Source organism: Streptomyces sp. NBC_00461 (assembly GCF_036013935.1).
Lineage (GTDB): Bacteria > Actinomycetota > Actinomycetes > Streptomycetales > Streptomycetaceae > Streptomyces.
This window is the reverse complement of sequence record NZ_CP107902.1, coordinates 6,749,274-6,767,288: the sequence shown is the minus strand read 5'-3', so window position 1 is coordinate 6,767,288 and position 18,015 is coordinate 6,749,274. Positions and strand designations below refer to the sequence as shown.

The 18,015-nt window shown below is 72.5% G+C and carries 4 protein-coding genes; 1 reads left to right on the top strand and 3 read right to left on the bottom strand.

Translation table 11 applies throughout. The features are described 5' to 3' along the window. Window positions 1-35: 35 nt before the first annotated feature. The 3 genes from OG870_RS31720 to OG870_RS31710 form a co-directional block, all read right to left on the bottom strand. Window positions 36-5,123, bottom strand: a complete 5,088-nt coding sequence (locus OG870_RS31720; RefSeq protein WP_266590016.1) for a thioester reductase domain-containing protein — start codon at window positions 5,121-5,123, stop codon at window positions 36-38. Between the two features lie 62 nt (window positions 5,124-5,185). After that, window positions 5,186-12,808: a type I polyketide synthase gene (locus OG870_RS31715; protein ID WP_266844843.1), complete on the bottom strand. Its 7,623-nt coding sequence runs from the start codon at window positions 12,806-12,808 to the stop codon at window positions 5,186-5,188. 423 nt (window positions 12,809-13,231) lie between these two features. Beyond that, on the bottom strand, window positions 13,232-16,021 hold the full coding sequence (locus OG870_RS31710; RefSeq protein ID WP_266590014.1) for a helix-turn-helix transcriptional regulator: 2,790 nt from the start codon (window positions 16,019-16,021) through the stop codon (window positions 13,232-13,234). A 380-nt stretch (window positions 16,022-16,401) separates the two neighbouring features. Here OG870_RS31710 and OG870_RS31705 point away from each other — a divergent pair, with 380 nt between their 5' ends. Beyond that, on the top strand, window positions 16,402-17,961 hold the full coding sequence (locus tag OG870_RS31705) for a GMC family oxidoreductase N-terminal domain-containing protein (protein WP_266521699.1): 1,560 nt from the start codon (window positions 16,402-16,404) through the stop codon (window positions 17,959-17,961). The last annotated feature ends 54 nt before the right edge of the window (window positions 17,962-18,015 follow it).

Below are 18,015 nucleotides of genomic sequence, written 5' to 3'. Positions count from 1 at the left end.
GAACTCCTGTCAGAGTGTGCTCTGGTGCGTCCGGCTCAGGCGTGCTGCGGTGCGTCCGGCCGCGCCGGCGCGTCGACGAAGCCGGTGGCGACGAAGCGCCGCAGATAGGTGTGGACGAGGTCGGCGTCCAGGGACGGGCAGACCAGTCCGGCCGGGTCGAGAGCCGAGCGGGTCTCGGCCGAGTCGGACAGCGGCAGCCGTACGTCGTCGACGGTGTCGTTGAGGAAGGGCGCGAGGCCGAGCAGCGCCATGGTTCCCGAGCTGCGGTTGGTCACCCGCTCCTTCCACTCGTCGAACGGCAGCCGCCGCATCGGGTAGCCGAACTCCTCTACGTGGTCGAAGAGTTGGGACCAGCTCAGCGACCCGTGGTTGACCAGGTGGAAGGTGCGGCCGCTCAGTTCGGGACGGCCTGCCACTTCCACCACGGCGGCGGCCACGTAGTCGATCGGCGCGGGCTGTACGGGCATCCGCACGTCCTGCGGCGCGATGCCGGCCTCGATGCAGCCCTTGAGCATCATGTTCAGATGGTCGAGACGGTTGAAGGAGCCCGTACGGCTGTGCCCGCCGGTGTTGATGCGGTGGATGGTGACCGGTACGCCGCGTTCGTGGGCGGTGCGGACCATCTGCTCGGCCACCCACTTGGTCTGCGCGTAGCCGACCGCCAGTGCTCCGCTGCTGTGCAGGTCGTCGCTCTCGTGCACCAGGTCGGCGGTGTAGTCGATGGAGGAGAAGACACCGACGGTGGAGATGAAGTGCACGGGCCGGGCCGCGCCGGCCGTGGCCAGCCGCAGCACCTCCCGGGTACCGGCGACGTTCGCGTCCTCAAGACCGCTGTAGGGGTACGTCCACTTCACCATGCCGCCGCAGTGGATGATCGAGCCCACCCGGGCGTGCAGTGCGGCGAACGCGCCGTCGTCCAGCCCGAGCAACGGCTCGCCGAGGTCGCCGACGAGCGGCACGATGCGCTCCCGGTACGGTTCCGGGTCGACGCCGTAGGCCTCCAGATTGGCCACGATCCGGCGGAGCGCATGTGCCTCGTCGTCGGCGCGGACCAGGCACAGGACGTCGCCGGAGCGACGGTCGAGCAGTTCGGCGAGCAGGAAGGCGCCGACGAATCCGGTGGCGCCGGTGAGCAGGGTGGCCTCGGGGGCGGTGCCCACGGGCTCCGGCGGGAGGGCGGGGGCGATCGACTCCTCCAGCCGCGCCCGTCCGGCCATCTCCTCGACGGTCATGGTCTTGCGGCGGCGCGGGCGGGGCTTCGGCGCGGCAACGGGTGCCGGCTCCGCCGCCCTGGCGACGGCTGAGGGTGAGGCTTCCGCGGCATGCGCCGTGTCAGCCGTGTCAGCCGTTTCCGCCGTTTCCGCGGTTTCGACCAACTCCTCGGCGGCCCAGGCGGCCAGGCTGCGCAGCCCGCTGCCGTCGAAGATCATCTCCATCGGGATCGTGATGCCCAGGTCCCGGTCCACCATGGTCTGCAGCTCGGCCATCATCAGCGAGTCGGCCAGGTCGGTCACCGGGGTGTCCGGGTGCACCTCCTCGGGCTCGGCCGCCAGAATGCCGGCCAGCACCCGTACGAAGTGATCGAGCAGGAGACGCTGCCGCCGGACCGGGTCCGCCGCGAGGAGCACCTCGCGGGCCGGCGCCGGTGCCGCGTCCGGCGCCCCGGATCCGCCCTCGCCGGTGGCCCGTTCGGCGATCAGCCGGCTCAGTACCTGCGGGCCGACCGGGCGGAACGAAACGCCCAGCAGGTCGGCGACGGGGGTGCCGTCCGTCGTGGTGAGCGCGATGTCACCGATGACCGAACCGTCCGCGGTGTCCCGGACCGTGGCGGCGCACTCCAGTGCGGCGCCCTCCACCGGCCGGTGCACGACCATCTTCTGGTAGCCGGTGCCCAGCCGTACGGGCCGTTGGTCCCAGCCCTCGGTGCCGGAGTGCGCGGCCACCGCGACCAGTTGCACGCACGCGTCGAGCAGGAGCAGTTCCGGCCGGATCCCCGCGGTGATCCCCTCGGCGTCCGGGCCGGGCCGGACCAGGGTGCCCACCGCCGCTCCGGGGCCCCGCGAGGCGCTCTGGACCAGGCGGAAGCTGGGGCCGAGCCGGAAGGAGGGGTGCCAGGCCTGCCGGTAGAAGGTGTCCGCGTCGAGGCTCTCGGCGCAGCGTGCCCGTACGGCGTGGAGGTCGACCGCCGAGGCCTGGGTGCCGGTGCCGGGGTCCTCGGGGGAGGCGGGCTCCTCCTCGACGACCACGACGGTCAGATGCTGCTGCCAGCCGCCCTTGGGGTCCGCGCTGAACACCCGGGCCCGGGCCCGGCCTGACTCGGCCGGAGAGATGACGACCTGGACGGTCGCCGCGTCGTCGTCGCCCAGCACCAGCGGCCGGGACAGTTCCAGACCCTCGATGCGCACCGGGCCGTCGAAGGTCTCCGCCGCGCAGCGCAGCAGCAGTTCGAGGTAGACCACGCCGGGTACGACGAGCCGGTCGTGCACCCGGTGTTCCGCGAGGAACGGCAGGACCGACAGCGACAGCCGGGTCTCGCCGATCGTGTCCCCGGTGGCCGCCTTGAGGACGCGGGGGCGCAGCGCCGCACCCGCGTCACCGGCGGCGGGCTGCGCGGTGACCTGGGCGGCGGTGTCGTGGGCTGCGGGCTGCATCCAGTACGTACGGCGCTGGAAGGGGTATGTGGGCAGCTTGGGTACCCGGGCGGGCCGCGGGCCGTTGACCTGGGCCCAGTTCGCGTCGGCACCCTCGCTCCACACGCGGGCCAGCGCCTGCAGCAGGCACTCGTGCGCGTCGGCGGTGGTGTCCGCGGGGGGCGTGGAGGCGACGCGGGTCAGTCCGCCCTCCGAGACCAGTTCAGCGAGCATCGGCCGCCGGTCCGGCGAGCCCAGCTCGACCAGGACCCGGGTCCGGATGCCCAGCGTGGACCACAGCACGTCCTCGAAGGGGACGGGTTCGGCGGCCTGGCGCAGCCAATAGTCGACGGTGACCGCCTCGGCGCCGGCCGGTTTGCCGGTGGCGTCCGACACGAAGTCGACCTCCGGCAGGCGCAGTTCGATGTCGGCGAGGACTTTCGCCAGCGTCTCCCGATCGTCGGCCGCGGCGACGAGGCGCGCGCCGTCGGCGACGGTGAGGACTCCGGCGAGCGCGGCGGCCGCGTAGGCGCCCGCGCCATGCCCGGCGACAACGTCCGGGGCCACGCCGACGGACTTCCACCAGGCTCCCAGGGCCACGGCCGCCGCGTATGCCGCGAGCGCACCGCCGCCCTGAGGCTCCGCGTCGGAGGCGATCAGTGCCGACGGTGTCAGGTCGACGGCCTCGCATATCTCGTCGACGGTCTCCGTCACCACGTCGATCCGCCCGTACAGGCCGGACGGCAGCCCGGTGGCCTCCCCATCGGGCGCCAGGAAGGCGATCCTGGGCGCGCCGGTCTCGTCGCGCCGGCCCGACACCACGCCGGCGGGCAGCGACCCGCCCTCGGCGATATGCCCGAGCCCGTCGGCGAGTTCGGTCAGCGAGCCGGCCACGACGGCGGCCCGGTGCGGCAGGTCCGCCCGGCCCACGCCGGCCTCCCAGGCCACCCCGTGCAGTGCGACCGGGGTCGCGGAGTCCCGTACGAACGCGGCGAGTTGCTGTGCGGAGGCGCGCAGGGCGTCTTCGTTGCGCCCGGACACCTTCACCACCACCGGACCCTGATCCGCGACGTCGACGATCGTCTCGGCCGGCGCGGGCGGGGACTCCACGATCACATGCGCGTTGGTCCCGCCGAACCCGAACGACGACACCCCCGCCACCCGACGCTCCTCGTTCCACGGCGTCAACTCCGTCGCCACCCGCACCGGCAACTCGTCCCACGCCAGCAACGGATTAGGCGTCGACATGTTCAGATGCGGCGGAATCACCCCACGACCGACCGCCAGAATCGTCTTGATCAGACCCGCGATACCGGCCGCCGCCTCCAGATGCCCGATATTCGTCTTCACCGACCCCAACACCACCGGCCGGTCCACCGCACGCCCCTCACCCAGCACCCCGGCCAGCGCCCGCACCTCGATCGGATCACCCAACGGCGTCCCCGTCCCGTGCGCCTCCACATAACCCACATCACCCGGAGCGACCCCACCGACCGCCAACGCCCGCCGGATCACCTCCTGTTGGGCCGGTCCACGCGGCACGGTGAGTCCTGAACTCTTCCCGTCCTGGTTGACGGCGGAGCCCCTGATCACCGCAAGGACGTCCTGCCCCTCCGCGAGCGCGTCCGCAAGCGGCCGCAGCACCACCACACCGCAGCCCTCACCCCGCACATAACCATCCGCCGAAGCATCGAAGGTCTTGCACAACCCCTCCGGCGACAACATCCGCGCCTTCGACAACGCCACCGTCGTCCCCGGCGACAACAGCAGATTCACCCCACCCACCAGCGCCCGCTCACACTCCCGAGCCCGCAACGCCTGACACGCCAGATGCAACGCCACCAACGACGACGAACACGCCGTATCCACCACCAGACTCGGACCCTCAAGCCCCAGCACATACGACACCCGGTTCGCCGCGAAATTCAGCGCACCCCCCGTCGCCGTATAACCATCCAGCCCCGACACATCCCCACCCGAAGCCGTCAACCGCTCATAATCACTCCCACCCATCCCCACAAACACACCCGTACGACTGCCCCGCAAAGAATCCGGCGCCACCCCCGCATGCTCCAGCGCCTCCCACACCACCTCCAGCACCAGACGATGCTGCGGATCCACCCGCACCGCCTCCCGCGGCGGAATCCCGAACAACCCCGCATCAAACTCCCGCACCCCATCCACAAACCCGCCATGCCGCGCATACGTCCGCCCCGGCACCTCCGGATCAGCGTCGAAGAACGCCTCCACATCCCACCGGTCCCCCGGCACCAACCCCACCCCGGACCCACCCCGCGTCAACAGATCCCAAAAACCCTCAACACCCCCACCAGAACCAGGAAAACGACACCCCACCCCCACCACAGCAATCGGCTCGGTGAGGGCCTTCTTGGCTTCGGCGGCCTCGGCGCGCGCGGTCTTCAGCTCGACCAGGGCGCGGCGCAGCAGGTCGGAACGGTCGTGAGTGGTGCTGCCGTTGGTGGCCGTTGTCATGAAATTCCCCCAGTGCCGGGCATGATGATGGTGTTCGTGGACGTGGACCCGCTCATGTGGCGCTAGCGCTCCAGTTCCTCGCCGAGGAGGCGCAGCAGTTCGTCCTCGGACAGGTCGTCGAACTCCTCTGCGGGCTCGTCCTCGGGCGGGGCGGGCTCGGTTGTGCGAGGGGTTTCGGGCGGCAGCACCTCGGTGAGCAGGTACTCGGCCAGTGCGGCGATGGTCGGGTGCTCGAAGGTGGCGGTGGCGGGCAGGCGTACGCCGAGTACCGCGTCCACCCGGGTCTTCAGCTCGACGCTGGTGATCGAGTCCATGCCCACCTCGAAGAAGCCCGCGTCGCGTTCCAGGAGGGTGCCGCCGAGCACGACGGCGGTCTCCTCGCGCAGCCGGTCCTCCAGGAGCCGCCGGCGCACCGCGCCGGGTGCCTCGCGCAGTCGGTCCAGGAGGTCCTGGTCCACGGTGTCCGTCGCCGTGGTGGCGGTGCCCAGGAGTTCCAGCAGCGGACGGCGGCGCTTGGCCTCCAGGACCGGACGGAAGATGTCCCAGTTCACCGGCGCGACGGTCATCTGGTGGCGTCCGGCGCCCAGCAGCCGGTCGAGCGCGGTGAAACCGACCCGGTCGGGCAGCACGTACAGGCCCATCGACTCGAAGTAGCCGACGTGTTCGGGCGAGACCATGTCGCTGCCGGCCCACCAGCCCCAGTTGACGGCGAGTGCGGGCAGCCCGCGTCCGGCGCGGTCGTGGGCCATCACGTCCTGGAAGTAGTTGGCCGCCGCGTAGTGCCCGGCGAGCGCCGAGCCCCACACCGAGGAGGCGGAGGAGAACATCACGAAGAAGTCCAGTTCCGCCCGGTCCGCGAGCGCGTCCAGGACCAGGGTGCCCTCGACCTTGGGCCGCAGCACGGTGCGCAGCTGTTCCCAGCTCATGTCCTGGATGGCCGCGGGGTCGAAGAGACCGGCCGCGTGGACCACTCCGCGCAGCGCGGGCCACTCGGTGCCGCACGCGTCGAAGACGGCGGCCATGCCCTCGGCGTCGGCCACGTCGACGGCGGGGGTGTGCACGGCGACGCCCGCGTCCCGCAGTTCGGCGACGGCACGTACGGCCGGGTCGTCGGGGTCGTCGGACAGTGGCCGGCGGCCGGTCAGGACCAGGTGGCGGGCTCCGTGGTCGGCGAGCCAGCGGGCGATCCGCAGGCCGAGTGCGCCACGGCCGCCGGTGACGAGATAGGCGGCGTCGGCGTCGATGCGCACGGTGGCCGTCGGGTCGAGTGCGTCGGCCTCGCGCAGCCGGGCGACCTTGCGTGCGCCGGCCCGGTAGGCGACCTGGTCCTCGCCGTCGGCGCGCAGCACCTCGGTGACGACGGCTGCGGCGTCGGCGTCGAGGTCGGCCGCCGCCGGGTCCAGGTCGAGCGAGCCGCCCCACACCTCGGGGTGTTCCAGCGCCACCACCCGGCCCAGGCCCCACACGGGGGCGTGCGACGGGGTCACGCCGGTGTCGTCGACGGCGGCGCCGCCGCGGGTGACCAGCCACAGCCGGGGGGCGGGGTGTCCGTCGGTGACGGCGAGGCTGCGGGCCGCCCACAGCAGGGGGCCGCAGGAGACGGCGAGTGCGGCGTCCAGTTCCGCGCCCGGGGTGCGCGCCTCGGGGGCGGCGTCCAGCGTGCCGAGGTGCAGCAGGCCGCGGACCGGCAGGTCCACGGGCAGGGGCCCCTCGGCCTCCTCGGGAGTGAGCACCCGGCAGTCGGCGCCGGTGGCCTCCAGCAGTGCGGCGACCCGGGCGGCGACGCCCTGCCGGTCGGCGACGAGCAGCCAGGTGCCCTCGCCCGCCTCTTCAGGACCCTGCGGAGCCTCGGCGGTACGCCACTCCAACTCGTAGCTGTTCTCGGCCAGTTGGGTGTCGACGTCGTCGGTACGCGGGGCGGTTCCGGGCACGGTGGACACCGGCCTGGCGGGCAGCCAGTGCCGCTGTCGCTGCCAGGGGTAGGCCGGCAGGGAGACCCGCGGAGCGTTCGGCGGCTGGATCGCCTCGTGGGCGAGGTCGTAGCCGAGGACGTGCAGTCCGCCGGCCGCGTCGAGCAGCGTGGTGCGGCTGTCGGCGCCGGTCCGCATCGAGCCCAGCACGGTCAGGTGCTCGGCGCGGTCCGCCAGGGTCTGGGTGACGGCGGACCGGAGCACGCCGTGCGGTCCGATCTCCACCACCACCGTGTGGGCCTCGTCGCCCACGGCGGCCCGTACGGCGTCGGCGAAGCGCACCGGGCTGACCATGTTGGCGCACCAGTAGCCGGTGTCGAACGCGCCCGGTTCGGCGGGTCCGCCGGTGACGGTGGACAGGACGGGCAGGCCGGCGGGCGCGGGAGCGGGCAGGTGGGCCAGCGCCCGTTCCAGGTCGCCCTGGACCGGCAGCATGTAGGGGCTGTGGAAGGCGTACTCCTTCTGGACCGTCGCCCACTGGGCGCGGCGTTCACGGACGCGCTTCTCCACCTCGGCCAGTGCCGCCGGGTCGCCGGCGAGCACCGTACTGACCGGGGAGTTGACGGCGGCGACGGTCACCTGGTCGCCGTAGGGCGCGATCAGGTCGGCGACCTGGTCGGCGCCCATTCCTACGGCGGCCATCGCGCCCTGCCCCCGGGTGGCCCCCATGGCCTCGCCGCGGCGGACCACGATCTCCAGTGCGGTGTCCAGGTCGATCGCCCCGGCGGCGTACGCCGCGCCGACCTCGCCCACGCTGTGTCCGAGCACCGCGTCCGGGGTGATCCCCCAGCTGCGCCACACCTCGGTCAGCGCGGCCTGCACGGCGAGCACCGCGGGCTGCGCGATCACCGTGTCGGCCAGCCGGGAGCCGGCGCGGTCGGCCACGAGTTCGTCGACGAGCGACCAGTCGGCGAGCCGTCGGACGACGCTGTCGCAGTGGTGCAGCACCCGGGCGGCGGTGGGGTCGGCGAGCAGGCCGCGTCCCATGCCGGGCCACTGGCAGCCCTGCCCGCTGTAGACGAACAGCAGCCGGCGCTGTTCCGCGGGGACGACCGCGCCGTGCCGGATGCCGGTGGCCCGTGCCGGGTTCGCGGCGGCGGTCAGTGTCCTCGCCGCCTCGCTCGCCGAGCGGGCGACCACGGCGGTGCGCCGCGTCAGGTGGTCGCGGTCGAGGGCGGCGGTGCGGGTGATGCCCGCCCAGCCGGGCCGGTCGGCAAGGGCTCCGTCGGGCGCCTCGTCGTCGTCAGCTGCTGCTGCTGCGAGGAAGCGGCCGTACGCCTCGTCGGTGGCGGTCAGGGCGTCCGGGGTGCGGGCGGACAGCAGCAGGAGTTCGGCGGAGGGCTCTTCGGCGGCCGCGGCTTGCGGGGTGTCCGCGCCGGAGGAGTCCCGGCGGCCGTCCGGCGGTGCCTCACCCAGGATCAGATGGGCGTTGGTGCCGCTGAAGCCGAAGGAGCTGAGGCCGGCCGTGCGGGTGCCGTCGGGCTGCTTCCACTCGGTGAGCTTCGCGGGGATCTCCACCGGCAGCCGGTCCCACGGGAGGTGCGGGTTGGGGGTGTCGAAGTGCAGATGCGGCGGGATCTTGCCGTGGTGCAGGGACAGCGCCACCTTGATGAGGCCGGAGATGCCCGCGGCGGCTTCCAGGTGCCCGATGTTGGTCTTCACCGAGCCGACCGTCAGCGGGGCCGCCGTCTCCGGGTGCGGGCGCAGCACCTCCACCAGGGCGCCGATCTCCATCGGGTCGCCGAGCGGGGTGCCGGTGCCGTGGGCCTCCACGTAGCCGACCTCGGCCGGGTCGGTCCCGCCGCTGCGCAGCGCCTCCCGGATGACGGCCTGCTGGGCCTGTCCGTTGGGGACGGTGAGGCCCGCGCTGCGGCCGTCCTGGTTGACCGCGGAGCCGTGCAGCACGGCCCACACCCGGTCCCCGTCGGCGACCGCCTCGGACAGCCGCTTGAGGACGACGACGCCGCAGCCCTCGCCGCGGCCGTACCCGTCGGCCGAGGCGTCGAAGGTCTTGCAGCGGCCGTCGGGGGACAGCGCGCCGAGTTTGGCGAGGCTGACGGTGGTGCCGGGGGCCAGCATCAGGTTGACGCCGGCCACGATCGCCAGGTCCGCCTCGCCGGAGCGCAGGCTGCGGGCCGCGAGGTGGGCGGCGACCAGTGAGGAGGAGCACGCGGTGTCCACGGCCATGCTGGGGCCCTGGGCGCCGAGGAGGTACGAGAGCCGTCCGGCGGCCACACTGAAGGTGTTGCCGGTCGCCTGGTACGGGTCGATGCCGTGGGTGCCGTCGGCGGACAGCAGCTGCATGTAGTCGCTGGTGTTGATGCCGACGTAGACCGCGGTCCGGGACCCGGCGAGCCGCGCGGTGGTGCGGCCGGCGTCGGCGAGCGCCTCGGAGGCCACTTCGAGCAGCAGCCGCTGCTGCGGATCCATGCTGCGGGCTTCCCTGGGCGCGATGCCGAAGGCCTCGGCGTCGAACTGGTCCACGGGTACGTCGAGGAAGCCGCCGCGGTAGGTGTACGCCTTGCCGGGCGCGGCCGGGTCCGGGTCGTAGAAGGCGTCCCGGTCCCACCGGTCCTCGGGCACGGAGGAGGTGGCGTCGCCGCCTCGGGCCAGCAGCCGCCAGTAGGCGTCGAGGTCGTTGGCCCCGCCGGGGAAGCGGCAGCCCATGCCGATGATGGCGAGGGGTTCCGTGGTGGTCCCCGCTCCACCGGCCCGTTCGGCGGACCGGTCGGGTGCGGCGGGGGCCGCCACGTCCAGGTCCGCGAGGTATGCCGCGAGGCGGCGGATGGTGGGGTGGTCGAACACGGACGTCGTGGGGATCTGGCGCCCCAGTGCGCGCTCGATCCCGACACGCAGTTCCACCACCATCGTGGAGGTGAGCCCGAGGTCGAACAGTCCGGTGTCCGCGTCGAGTGCGCCGGCGTCGTCGAGTTCCATCACGGCGGCCAGTTCGCGCCTGAGGTGGGCGACGAGCGCGGCGACGCGTTCGTCACGGTTGTCCGAGGAGGCGGCCAGGGGCGCGGGCCGGGCGGCCGGCGTCGGCTGTGGAGTGGTCCTGGGCGGCGCGGCGGCCGGTGCGGCGGCGGTGCCGCCGGGCACGGGCGGGCTGCTCGGCTCCCAGTACGTCTGACGCTGGAACGGGTAGGTGGGCAGCTGGGGCAGGCGGGCCGGGCGGGGGCCGCCCGCGCGGGCCCAGTCCACCGGTACGCCGTCCGCCCAGACCCGGGCCAGCGACTCCAGCAGCCGTCGGTGCGAGTCCCCGTCCGAGGCCACGGAGGGCAGGCAGGTCACGACGGCGGCACCCGCGGCGGAGACGATGTGCGGCAGCAGCCCGCCGGTGCCCAGCTCCACGACGATCCGCATGTCGTCCGCCAGCAGGGCACGCCCGGCGTCCGCGAACCGCACCGCCTGCCGCGCATGCCGCAGCCAGTAGTCGACGGTGGCCGGTTCCGGCCCGGCGAGTTCACCGGTCAGATCCGATACGAAGTCCAGGGCGGGTTCGTGCAGCCGTACCCCGTCGAAGGCCTCCGCGAAGGGCGCCAGTGCGGGGTCCATCTGGGCGGAGTGGAAGGCGTGCGACACCCGCAGGGGCACGGCGCGTATCCCGCGTTCGCGGATCCGGGCCACGACGTCCGCCACCCCTTCCCGCGGCCCGGAGACCACGGTTTCCCGTGGGCTGTTGTACGCGGCGATCTCCACCGTTCCCGACTCGATGGCCGGGATCCCGGTGAGTTCCCCGGGGCCGCAGAACAGCGCGGCCATGGTGCCGGTGCGGGGAAGTTCCGCCATCAGCCGGGCGCGCGCGGCGACCAGGCGGGCGCCGTCGGCGACGCTGAAGACCCCGGCGAGCGCTGCGGCCGCGTAGGCGCCGACGCTGTGCCCCGTCACGACGTCCGGCGCCACTCCGACGGACTTCCACCACGACCCCAGGGCGACCCCGGTCGTGTACAGGGCCAGCTGGGCGACGTCGGTCTCCGCCAGCGCGGCCGCCGCCTCGGCGCCGGGGTCCAGGAGGACCGACAGCGGCGGCGCGGACAACCCGCCCACCACAGAGGCGACCTCGTCGACGGCCTCGGTCACCGCTTCCAACCGGCCGTGGAGTCCGGCGAGCACTCCGGCCAGCCGGGCTCCCTGGCCCGGCACCACGAAGCCGACCCGGGGCGCGCCGGCGGCGGGCCGTCCGCGCACCGTTCCGTCGGCGACCTGGTCGAGCCGTTCGGCGAGTTCGGTGGCCGAGGCGGCGACGACGGCGGCTCGCTGCGGCAGGTCCGCCCGGCCCACGCCGGCCGCCCATGCGACGGCACGTGGCTGTACGCCCTCGCCCAACTCGCGGATGGCTGCGGCGAGTTGCTGTGCGGAGGCGCGCAGGGCATCTTCGTTGCGCCCGGACACCTTCACCACCACCGGACCCTGATCCGCGACGTCGGCGATCGTCTCGGCCGGCGCGGGCGGGGACTCCACGATCACATGCGCGTTGGTCCCGCCGAACCCGAACGACGACACCCCCGCCACCCGACGCTCCTCGTTCCACGGCGTCAACTCCGTCGCCACCCGCACCGGCAACTCGTCCCACGCCAGCAACGGATTAGGCGTCGACATGTTCAGATGCGGCGGAATCACCCCACGACCGACCGCCAGAATCGTCTTGATCAGACCCGCGATACCGGCCGCCGCCTCCAGATGCCCGATATTCGTCTTCACCGACCCCAACACCACCGGCCGGTCCACCGCACGCCCCTCACCCAGCACCCCGGCCAACGCCCGCACCTCGATCGGATCACCCAACGGCGTCCCCGTCCCATGCGCCTCCACATAACCCACATCACCCGGAGCGACCCCACCGACCGCCAACGCCCGCCGGATCACCTCCTGTTGAGCGGAACCGCGAGGTGCCGTCAGGCCGTTGCTGCGACCGTCCTGGTTGACGGCGGAGCCCCTGATCACCGCAAGGACGTCCTGCCCCTCCGCGAGCGCGTCCGCGAGCGGCCGCAGCACCACCACACCGCAGCCCTCACCCCGCACATAACCATCCGCCGAAGCATCGAAGGTCTTGCACAACCCCTCCGGCGACAACATCCGCGCCTTCGACAACGCCACCGTCGTCCCCGGCGACAACAGCAGATTCACCCCACCCACCAGCGCCCGCTCACACTCCCGAGCCCGCAACGCCTGACACGCCAGATGCAACGCCACCAACGACGACGAACACGCCGTATCCACCACCAGACTCGGACCCTCAAGCCCCAGCACATACGACACCCGGTTCGCCGCGAAATTCAGCGCACCCCCCGTCGCCGTATAACCATCCAGCCCCGACACATCCCCACCCGAAGCCGTCAACCGCTCATAATCACTCCCACCCATCCCCACAAACACACCCGTACGACTGCCCCGCAAAGAATCCGGCGCCACCCCCGCATGCTCCAGCGCCTCCCACACCACCTCCAGCACCAGACGATGCTGCGGATCCACCCGCACCGCCTCCCGCGGCGGAATCCCGAACAACCCCGCATCAAACTCCCGCACCCCATCCACAAACCCGCCATGCCGCGCATACGTCCGCCCCGGCACCTCCGGATCAGCGTCGAAGAACGCCTCCACATCCCACCGGTCCCCCGGCACCAACCCCACCCCGGACCCACCCCGCGTCAACAGATCCCAAAAACCCTCAACACCCCCACCAGAACCAGGAAAACGACACCCCACCCCCACCACAGCAATCGGCTCGGTGAATTCGTCATGCGCAGGCACGGTTCCCCCGGAAAGGTCAGGTCAGGATGCGGAATCGGCAACGGCGCACCATTCGCCGACGTCGGTGTCGGCCCGTGCGCTGCGGGCCCCGGCTCGGACGGCCGGGGAAGCGCCACCGCGGCGATGCGGCAGCTCAGATACACAAGAGGCTTCGTCACCCGCGGCGTCCGTGACAACCCTTATCCGGCTTACAGGGGTTCGCGGACGCCCGTCTGACCTGCGGATGCCCGCCACCGGGCGGCACCCCTAGGCACGCCTGAGCCCCCTGAGGACTCTGAGGACCCCTGAGCCCCCTGAGCACCCCTCAGCACCCCTCAGCACCCCCGAGGGGAGCGACCGCGTAGGGGACGCTCGTGAGCGGTGCGACCCGTTCACGAGCGCCCGCGGTCATACCTTGCGCAGTCGGGTAGGGGGCGTGGCGTGCAGGGTGTCGGGGTGGGCCTCGGTCTGCTCGACGGGCAGGTCCTGGCGCCCCTTGACGTTCAACTTGCGGTAGATCCTGGTCAGATGCTGTTCGACGGTGCTGACGGTGATGAACAGCTCACCGGAGATCTCCCGGTTGCTGCGGCCCCGGGCCGCGAGGTCGCACACCCGTCGTTCGGCCTCCGTGAGGGGCTTCAGCAGATCGGCGGAGGTGTCCTCGGCGGGCTCCGGGTCGGCGGACCGGGCGTCGGGGGCGGTGACCGCCGTCAGCTGCACGGGCAGGGCCGCCCGGCCTCCGATGACCGCGTGCAGGCTGGGCCGGACCGGCCTGCGCGCGGGTGCGTTCTCGCCGAGCAGGCGCTGGGCGTCCTCCAGATCGGCGAGGGCCTCCGCCAGCTCGACCCGGTCACCGCTGTTCCGCAGCAGGTTCACCGCCTGGACGAGGAGTTCGGACCGCTGCTCGAGTGGCCGGGTGGCGGCCAGGACGCGCAGCGCCATTCCTCTCACCCGGAAGTGTCCGCCGGACATCAGAGCCGACAGCTGTTCCTCCGCCAGGCGGCCGGCCGCGTCCGGTTCGCCGAGTGCCAGCAGCGCCTGTGCCGCCCCGCAGCGCCACGGCACCATCGTGGAACGGCTCATGCCCCACTTCGCCATCAGCTCGCCGCAGGCGTGGAAGTCGGCGAGTGCCGCCTGGTACTGGTGCGTGGCCAGATGGTGACAGCCCTTGGCGTACAGATACAGCAGCCCCGGGGTGCTCTCGAACAGCATCTCCGGCACCGGCCTGCTGAGCAGCTCGGCGGCCTCGCCATGCCGTCGCGTCCCGGTGAACGCGCGCAGCAGCAGGGCGTAGACGGTGCCGAGCCCGACGCCCCACGCCTGCGGCGGCATCCGGCGCAGCGCCCGCCGCGCATAGTGTTCGACACCCACCAGATCGCCCTCGTACAGGGCGGCTTGGGAGCGCAGGGCGGCCATCAGGCCTTCCCAGTGGGCGGCGCCCCGGTCGGTGGCTTCGGCCAGCAGCCGGTCCGCCCACTTGCGGGCGGACCGGGGCCGGTCGCAGCCGAGGAGCGTGGCCACGGCCATGGCGAGCGGCTCGACGGTGCGGTGGCTGAGCCGGGTGGCGCCGAGCACCTGCTCGGCGCTGCGCACGGCGTCGGCCCTGGGGCCGTGCGTCTGTACGGCGCGCAGCTGCATGAAGACCTTCATGCGGGTGGCGGTGGTGAACGCCGCGCTGGCCAGCTGCAGATCACTGCTCTGGTCCCGTAGGTCCGGTATGTGCTCGGCGAGTTGCGGGAAGACCGTGGTGAGCATCGTGCCGCAGGCGCGCAGTTCCATGGCCGGTCCGGGGTTCGCGCCATCCACGAGACGCGCGAGGTGGCCGTAGAGCCGCTGGTTCTGCCCGGCCCGGCCGTGCCACCAGAGAATCCCGGGGAGTTCGAGGGCCAGGCGTGGTGAGAGATGGCCGTGTCTGATCGCCGCGGACAGGTAGGGGTACAGCCGGGGTGCCGCGGCGGGGCTGAGCAGCAGTTCGGCGCGGGCCAGCGCGGCGACCGCCTCCGCCTGGAGCCGCAGGTCGCCGACACCGGCCCGCAGGGCGAGGAGCGCGCATGCCCGGGCCTGCTCGCCGTCGTCCTCGTCGAGGAGTTCGCCGGCGCCGTCGACGAGAGCCTGTGCCATCCAGGTCTCGGCGACGCAGTCCGCGTGCAGGAGCTGCCGGGCGACACCCGCCGCGGCGGTGCCCGAGTCGAGGAGCAGCCGCGCCGCCCGCCGGTGCCATGTCGTCCTGTCCCCCTGCGCCATCTCGCCCAGAATCACCCGGACCGCCGTGGGATGGCGCAGCCGGCAGCCGCGCACCAGCCCGACGGCGTCGAGTTCGGCCACGGCCCGTGCGACGGCCTCCAGCGGCAGGTCGAGCAGCCGCCTCAGAAGCGCGTGGGTGGCCGCCCCGTCCAGCAGTGCGATCCCGCGGGCGACCGCCAGCGTCGTCGGGCCCGCGGAGTGCAGACAGCCCAGCAGCGCGTGGCCGAAGGCGGGGCCGCCGGGCGGGACGTCGGCGACCGCGGTCTGTCCGGACGCGCGCAGGTCCTGCAGCAGTGCCTGGACCAGGAGCGGGCTGCCTCCGGTGAGCGCGTGCAGGTCGGCGGCCGGCGGGGCCGCGGCCCTCGCCCCGGTGTCGGCGTCGACCATCTCCCGCACCCCTCGTGGGGACAGCGGGCGGAGCCGGATGAAGCTGACATGCGGTCGCCCGAGCAGTTCGCTGTGCAGTGCCGAGTACGCCTCGGCCGGCTGGGGACGTTCGGAGAGAACCACGAGCACTCTGTCGGAGGGCACCCGGCGCACCACCCGCACCAGGTGAACCACTGATTCCGGGTCCGCGTTGTGGAGACCGTCCACGGTGATGACGACCGGCTTTTGCTCGGCCATGTCCCGGATAAGTCTCGAAAAGCCGGAACCGGCCAGAACGGTGCGGTTTCCCAGCAGACTCCTGGCCCGCCGGGCGTCCTCCGCGCCGAGTGCGGGACTTTCGAGGAGCTCGGTCAGCATTCCGTACGGGACGTCGCGGTCGGACGGGGCGCAGCTTGCGCCGAGGGAGATGACATCGTCGGAGAGTTCCGCTTCTAACTCCCGTAAGAGCGCGGTCTTCCCCGCGCCCGCTGCGGCGCTTATGAGGGCGACCCTCCCGTGGCCCTCTCTGCTTTCCGCCAGTAGCCCTCGTATTTGCCGGATCTCTCCGTCCCGTTCACATAAGTTCATTCTCTCTATTTCCCCCATTAGGTAATTCAAGTTTGCGAAAAATCCGTCACCACACGGAGCTTCCGCAGGTAGAGGGGCCGCGCCGCCCCCCGCGCCCGGCACATCGAGGGGCCGCGCTGCCCCCATTGCCAGGTACACCGAACAGCCTAGGAAGGCTCACCCGGCAAACGCCCTTAGCCCCCGGCAGACTCCTGCAACTCCTTCCCCTTCCCCTCACATTTCACTCCGAGCATAGGCGGTACGACCCCTATTACCTATGGTTACAACCCCTGTTGCCGGCAGCCGAAGTCAGGGGTTGCCGCGGCGCGGGCCCACCCGGAATCGTGAAGCGCCGAAGTGAAGCGCCGAAGAGTCCGCGAAGAGAAGAGCCCACGCCACCCATGACCCAGCCTGCGCCCACCCGACGACAGATCCTCAAGCGCGGTGCGGGAGCAGCCGGAGCTGCGGCGCTGTCCGTACCCCTGCTCAGCACCGAGGCGAAGGCCTCCGAGTCCGTGGACGCTGTCGTCATCGGCAGCGGCTACGCCGGGTCGGTGGCGGCCCTCAGGCTCTCCCAGGCCGGAATCAACTCCGTCGTCCTGGAGCGGGGAAGACGCTGGACCATCACCCCCTCCGGTGACACCTTCGCCCCGCAGGCCCGCCCGGACGGACGGGCCTCCTGGCTGTCCACCACTTCGCCCCTCAGCCGGGAACCGGTCAGCCTGTTCACCGGCGTACTGGAGGCCTACGCCGGCGGCGGCGTGACGTGTCTGGCGGGTGCCGGTGTCGGCGGCGGCTCGCTGGTCAACTACGCCGTCATGGAGGCTCCTTCGGAGCAGCTGTTCCGCGCGAGTTTCGGCACCCGGCTCGACTACGCCGAGATGGCCGGGACCTGGTATCCCCGGGCGCGCGGGCTGATCGGCGTCGCTCCCATCCCCGACGACGTGCTCGCCTCCCCCTACTACGCCAACGCGCGTGACTTCCTGACCGCCGCCGAACGCGCGGGGCTGGGGACCCGGCGCGTCGACATGGCGATCGACTGGCAGACCGTGCGCGCCGAGATAGCCGGTACGGCGGTCCGCTCGGCGATCGTCGGCGACGCCATGCTCGGCATCAACAGCGGTGCCAAGCGCAGCGTGGACCGCACCATCCTGGCCGCCGCGGAGGCCACCGGACGCACCGAGGTGCTGCCGCTGCACCAGGTGCTGGACATCCGGGCCGACGGCGACCGCTATGTGATCGACTGCCGGCAGATCGACGAGCAGGGCCACGAGCTGGCGCGCCCGCGGTTCACCGCCCGCCATGTCTTCCTGGCCGCCGGGTCGCTGGGCACCACCCGTCTGCTGGTGCGGGCGAAGGCACGCGGTCATCTGCCACGCCTCAACGACCAGGTGGGGCGCAACTGGGGCAGCGGCGGCGACCACATCGTCGCCCGGGCCGGTCTGCCGCTCACCGGCAAGGCCCAGGGCGGGCCCGCCCACATCCTCGCGACCGACTGGGACAACCCGAAGGCTCCGGTGAGCCTGCTGAGCTTCCCGCTGGGCTACCCGGCGCTCGGACCGCTCACGGACACCGCCCTCGCGATGTCCGTGGCACCCCCGATCGGCCGCTTCACCTACCGGCTGCTGAGCGACAGCGCGGAGCTGTACTGGCCCGCCGCCGACCCTCGGATCCTGCGCGTCACCGCCGCCGTGCAGGGCACCGCGCAGCGGCTCAACGCCGCCACGGGGCTCGGGCTCGACATCGTGACCCCCCTGCTGACCTCTCACTCGACCGGGGGCGTCGTCCTGGGTGAGGCCACCGACTCGGCGGGCCAACTCATCGGCCACGACAACCTGTTCGCGGTGGACAGCTCCCTGCTGCCCGGCTCCACCGGCGCCATGCCGCCGGCGCTGACCACCACCGCCCTGGCCGACCGCTCGGTGTCCCGGGCCCTGGAAAACATCATCACGGCGGGCTGAGCCACCACCTGTTCGCGTGGCTGAGCCACCTGCACCGCCGGTGCGCGACGGAGC

Bases quoted from the DNA above. Each gene is read 5' to 3' on its own strand.
- OG870_RS31720 (WP_266590016.1), bottom strand. From the start codon at position 5,123: ATGACAACGGCCACCAACGGCAGCACCACTCACGACCGTTCCGACCTG.
- OG870_RS31710 (WP_266590014.1), bottom strand. From the start codon at position 16,021: ATGAACTTATGTGAACGGGACGGAGAGATCCGGCAAATACGAGGGCTA.
- OG870_RS31705 (WP_266521699.1), top strand. From the start codon at position 16,402: ATGACCCAGCCTGCGCCCACCCGACGACAGATCCTCAAGCGCGGTGCG.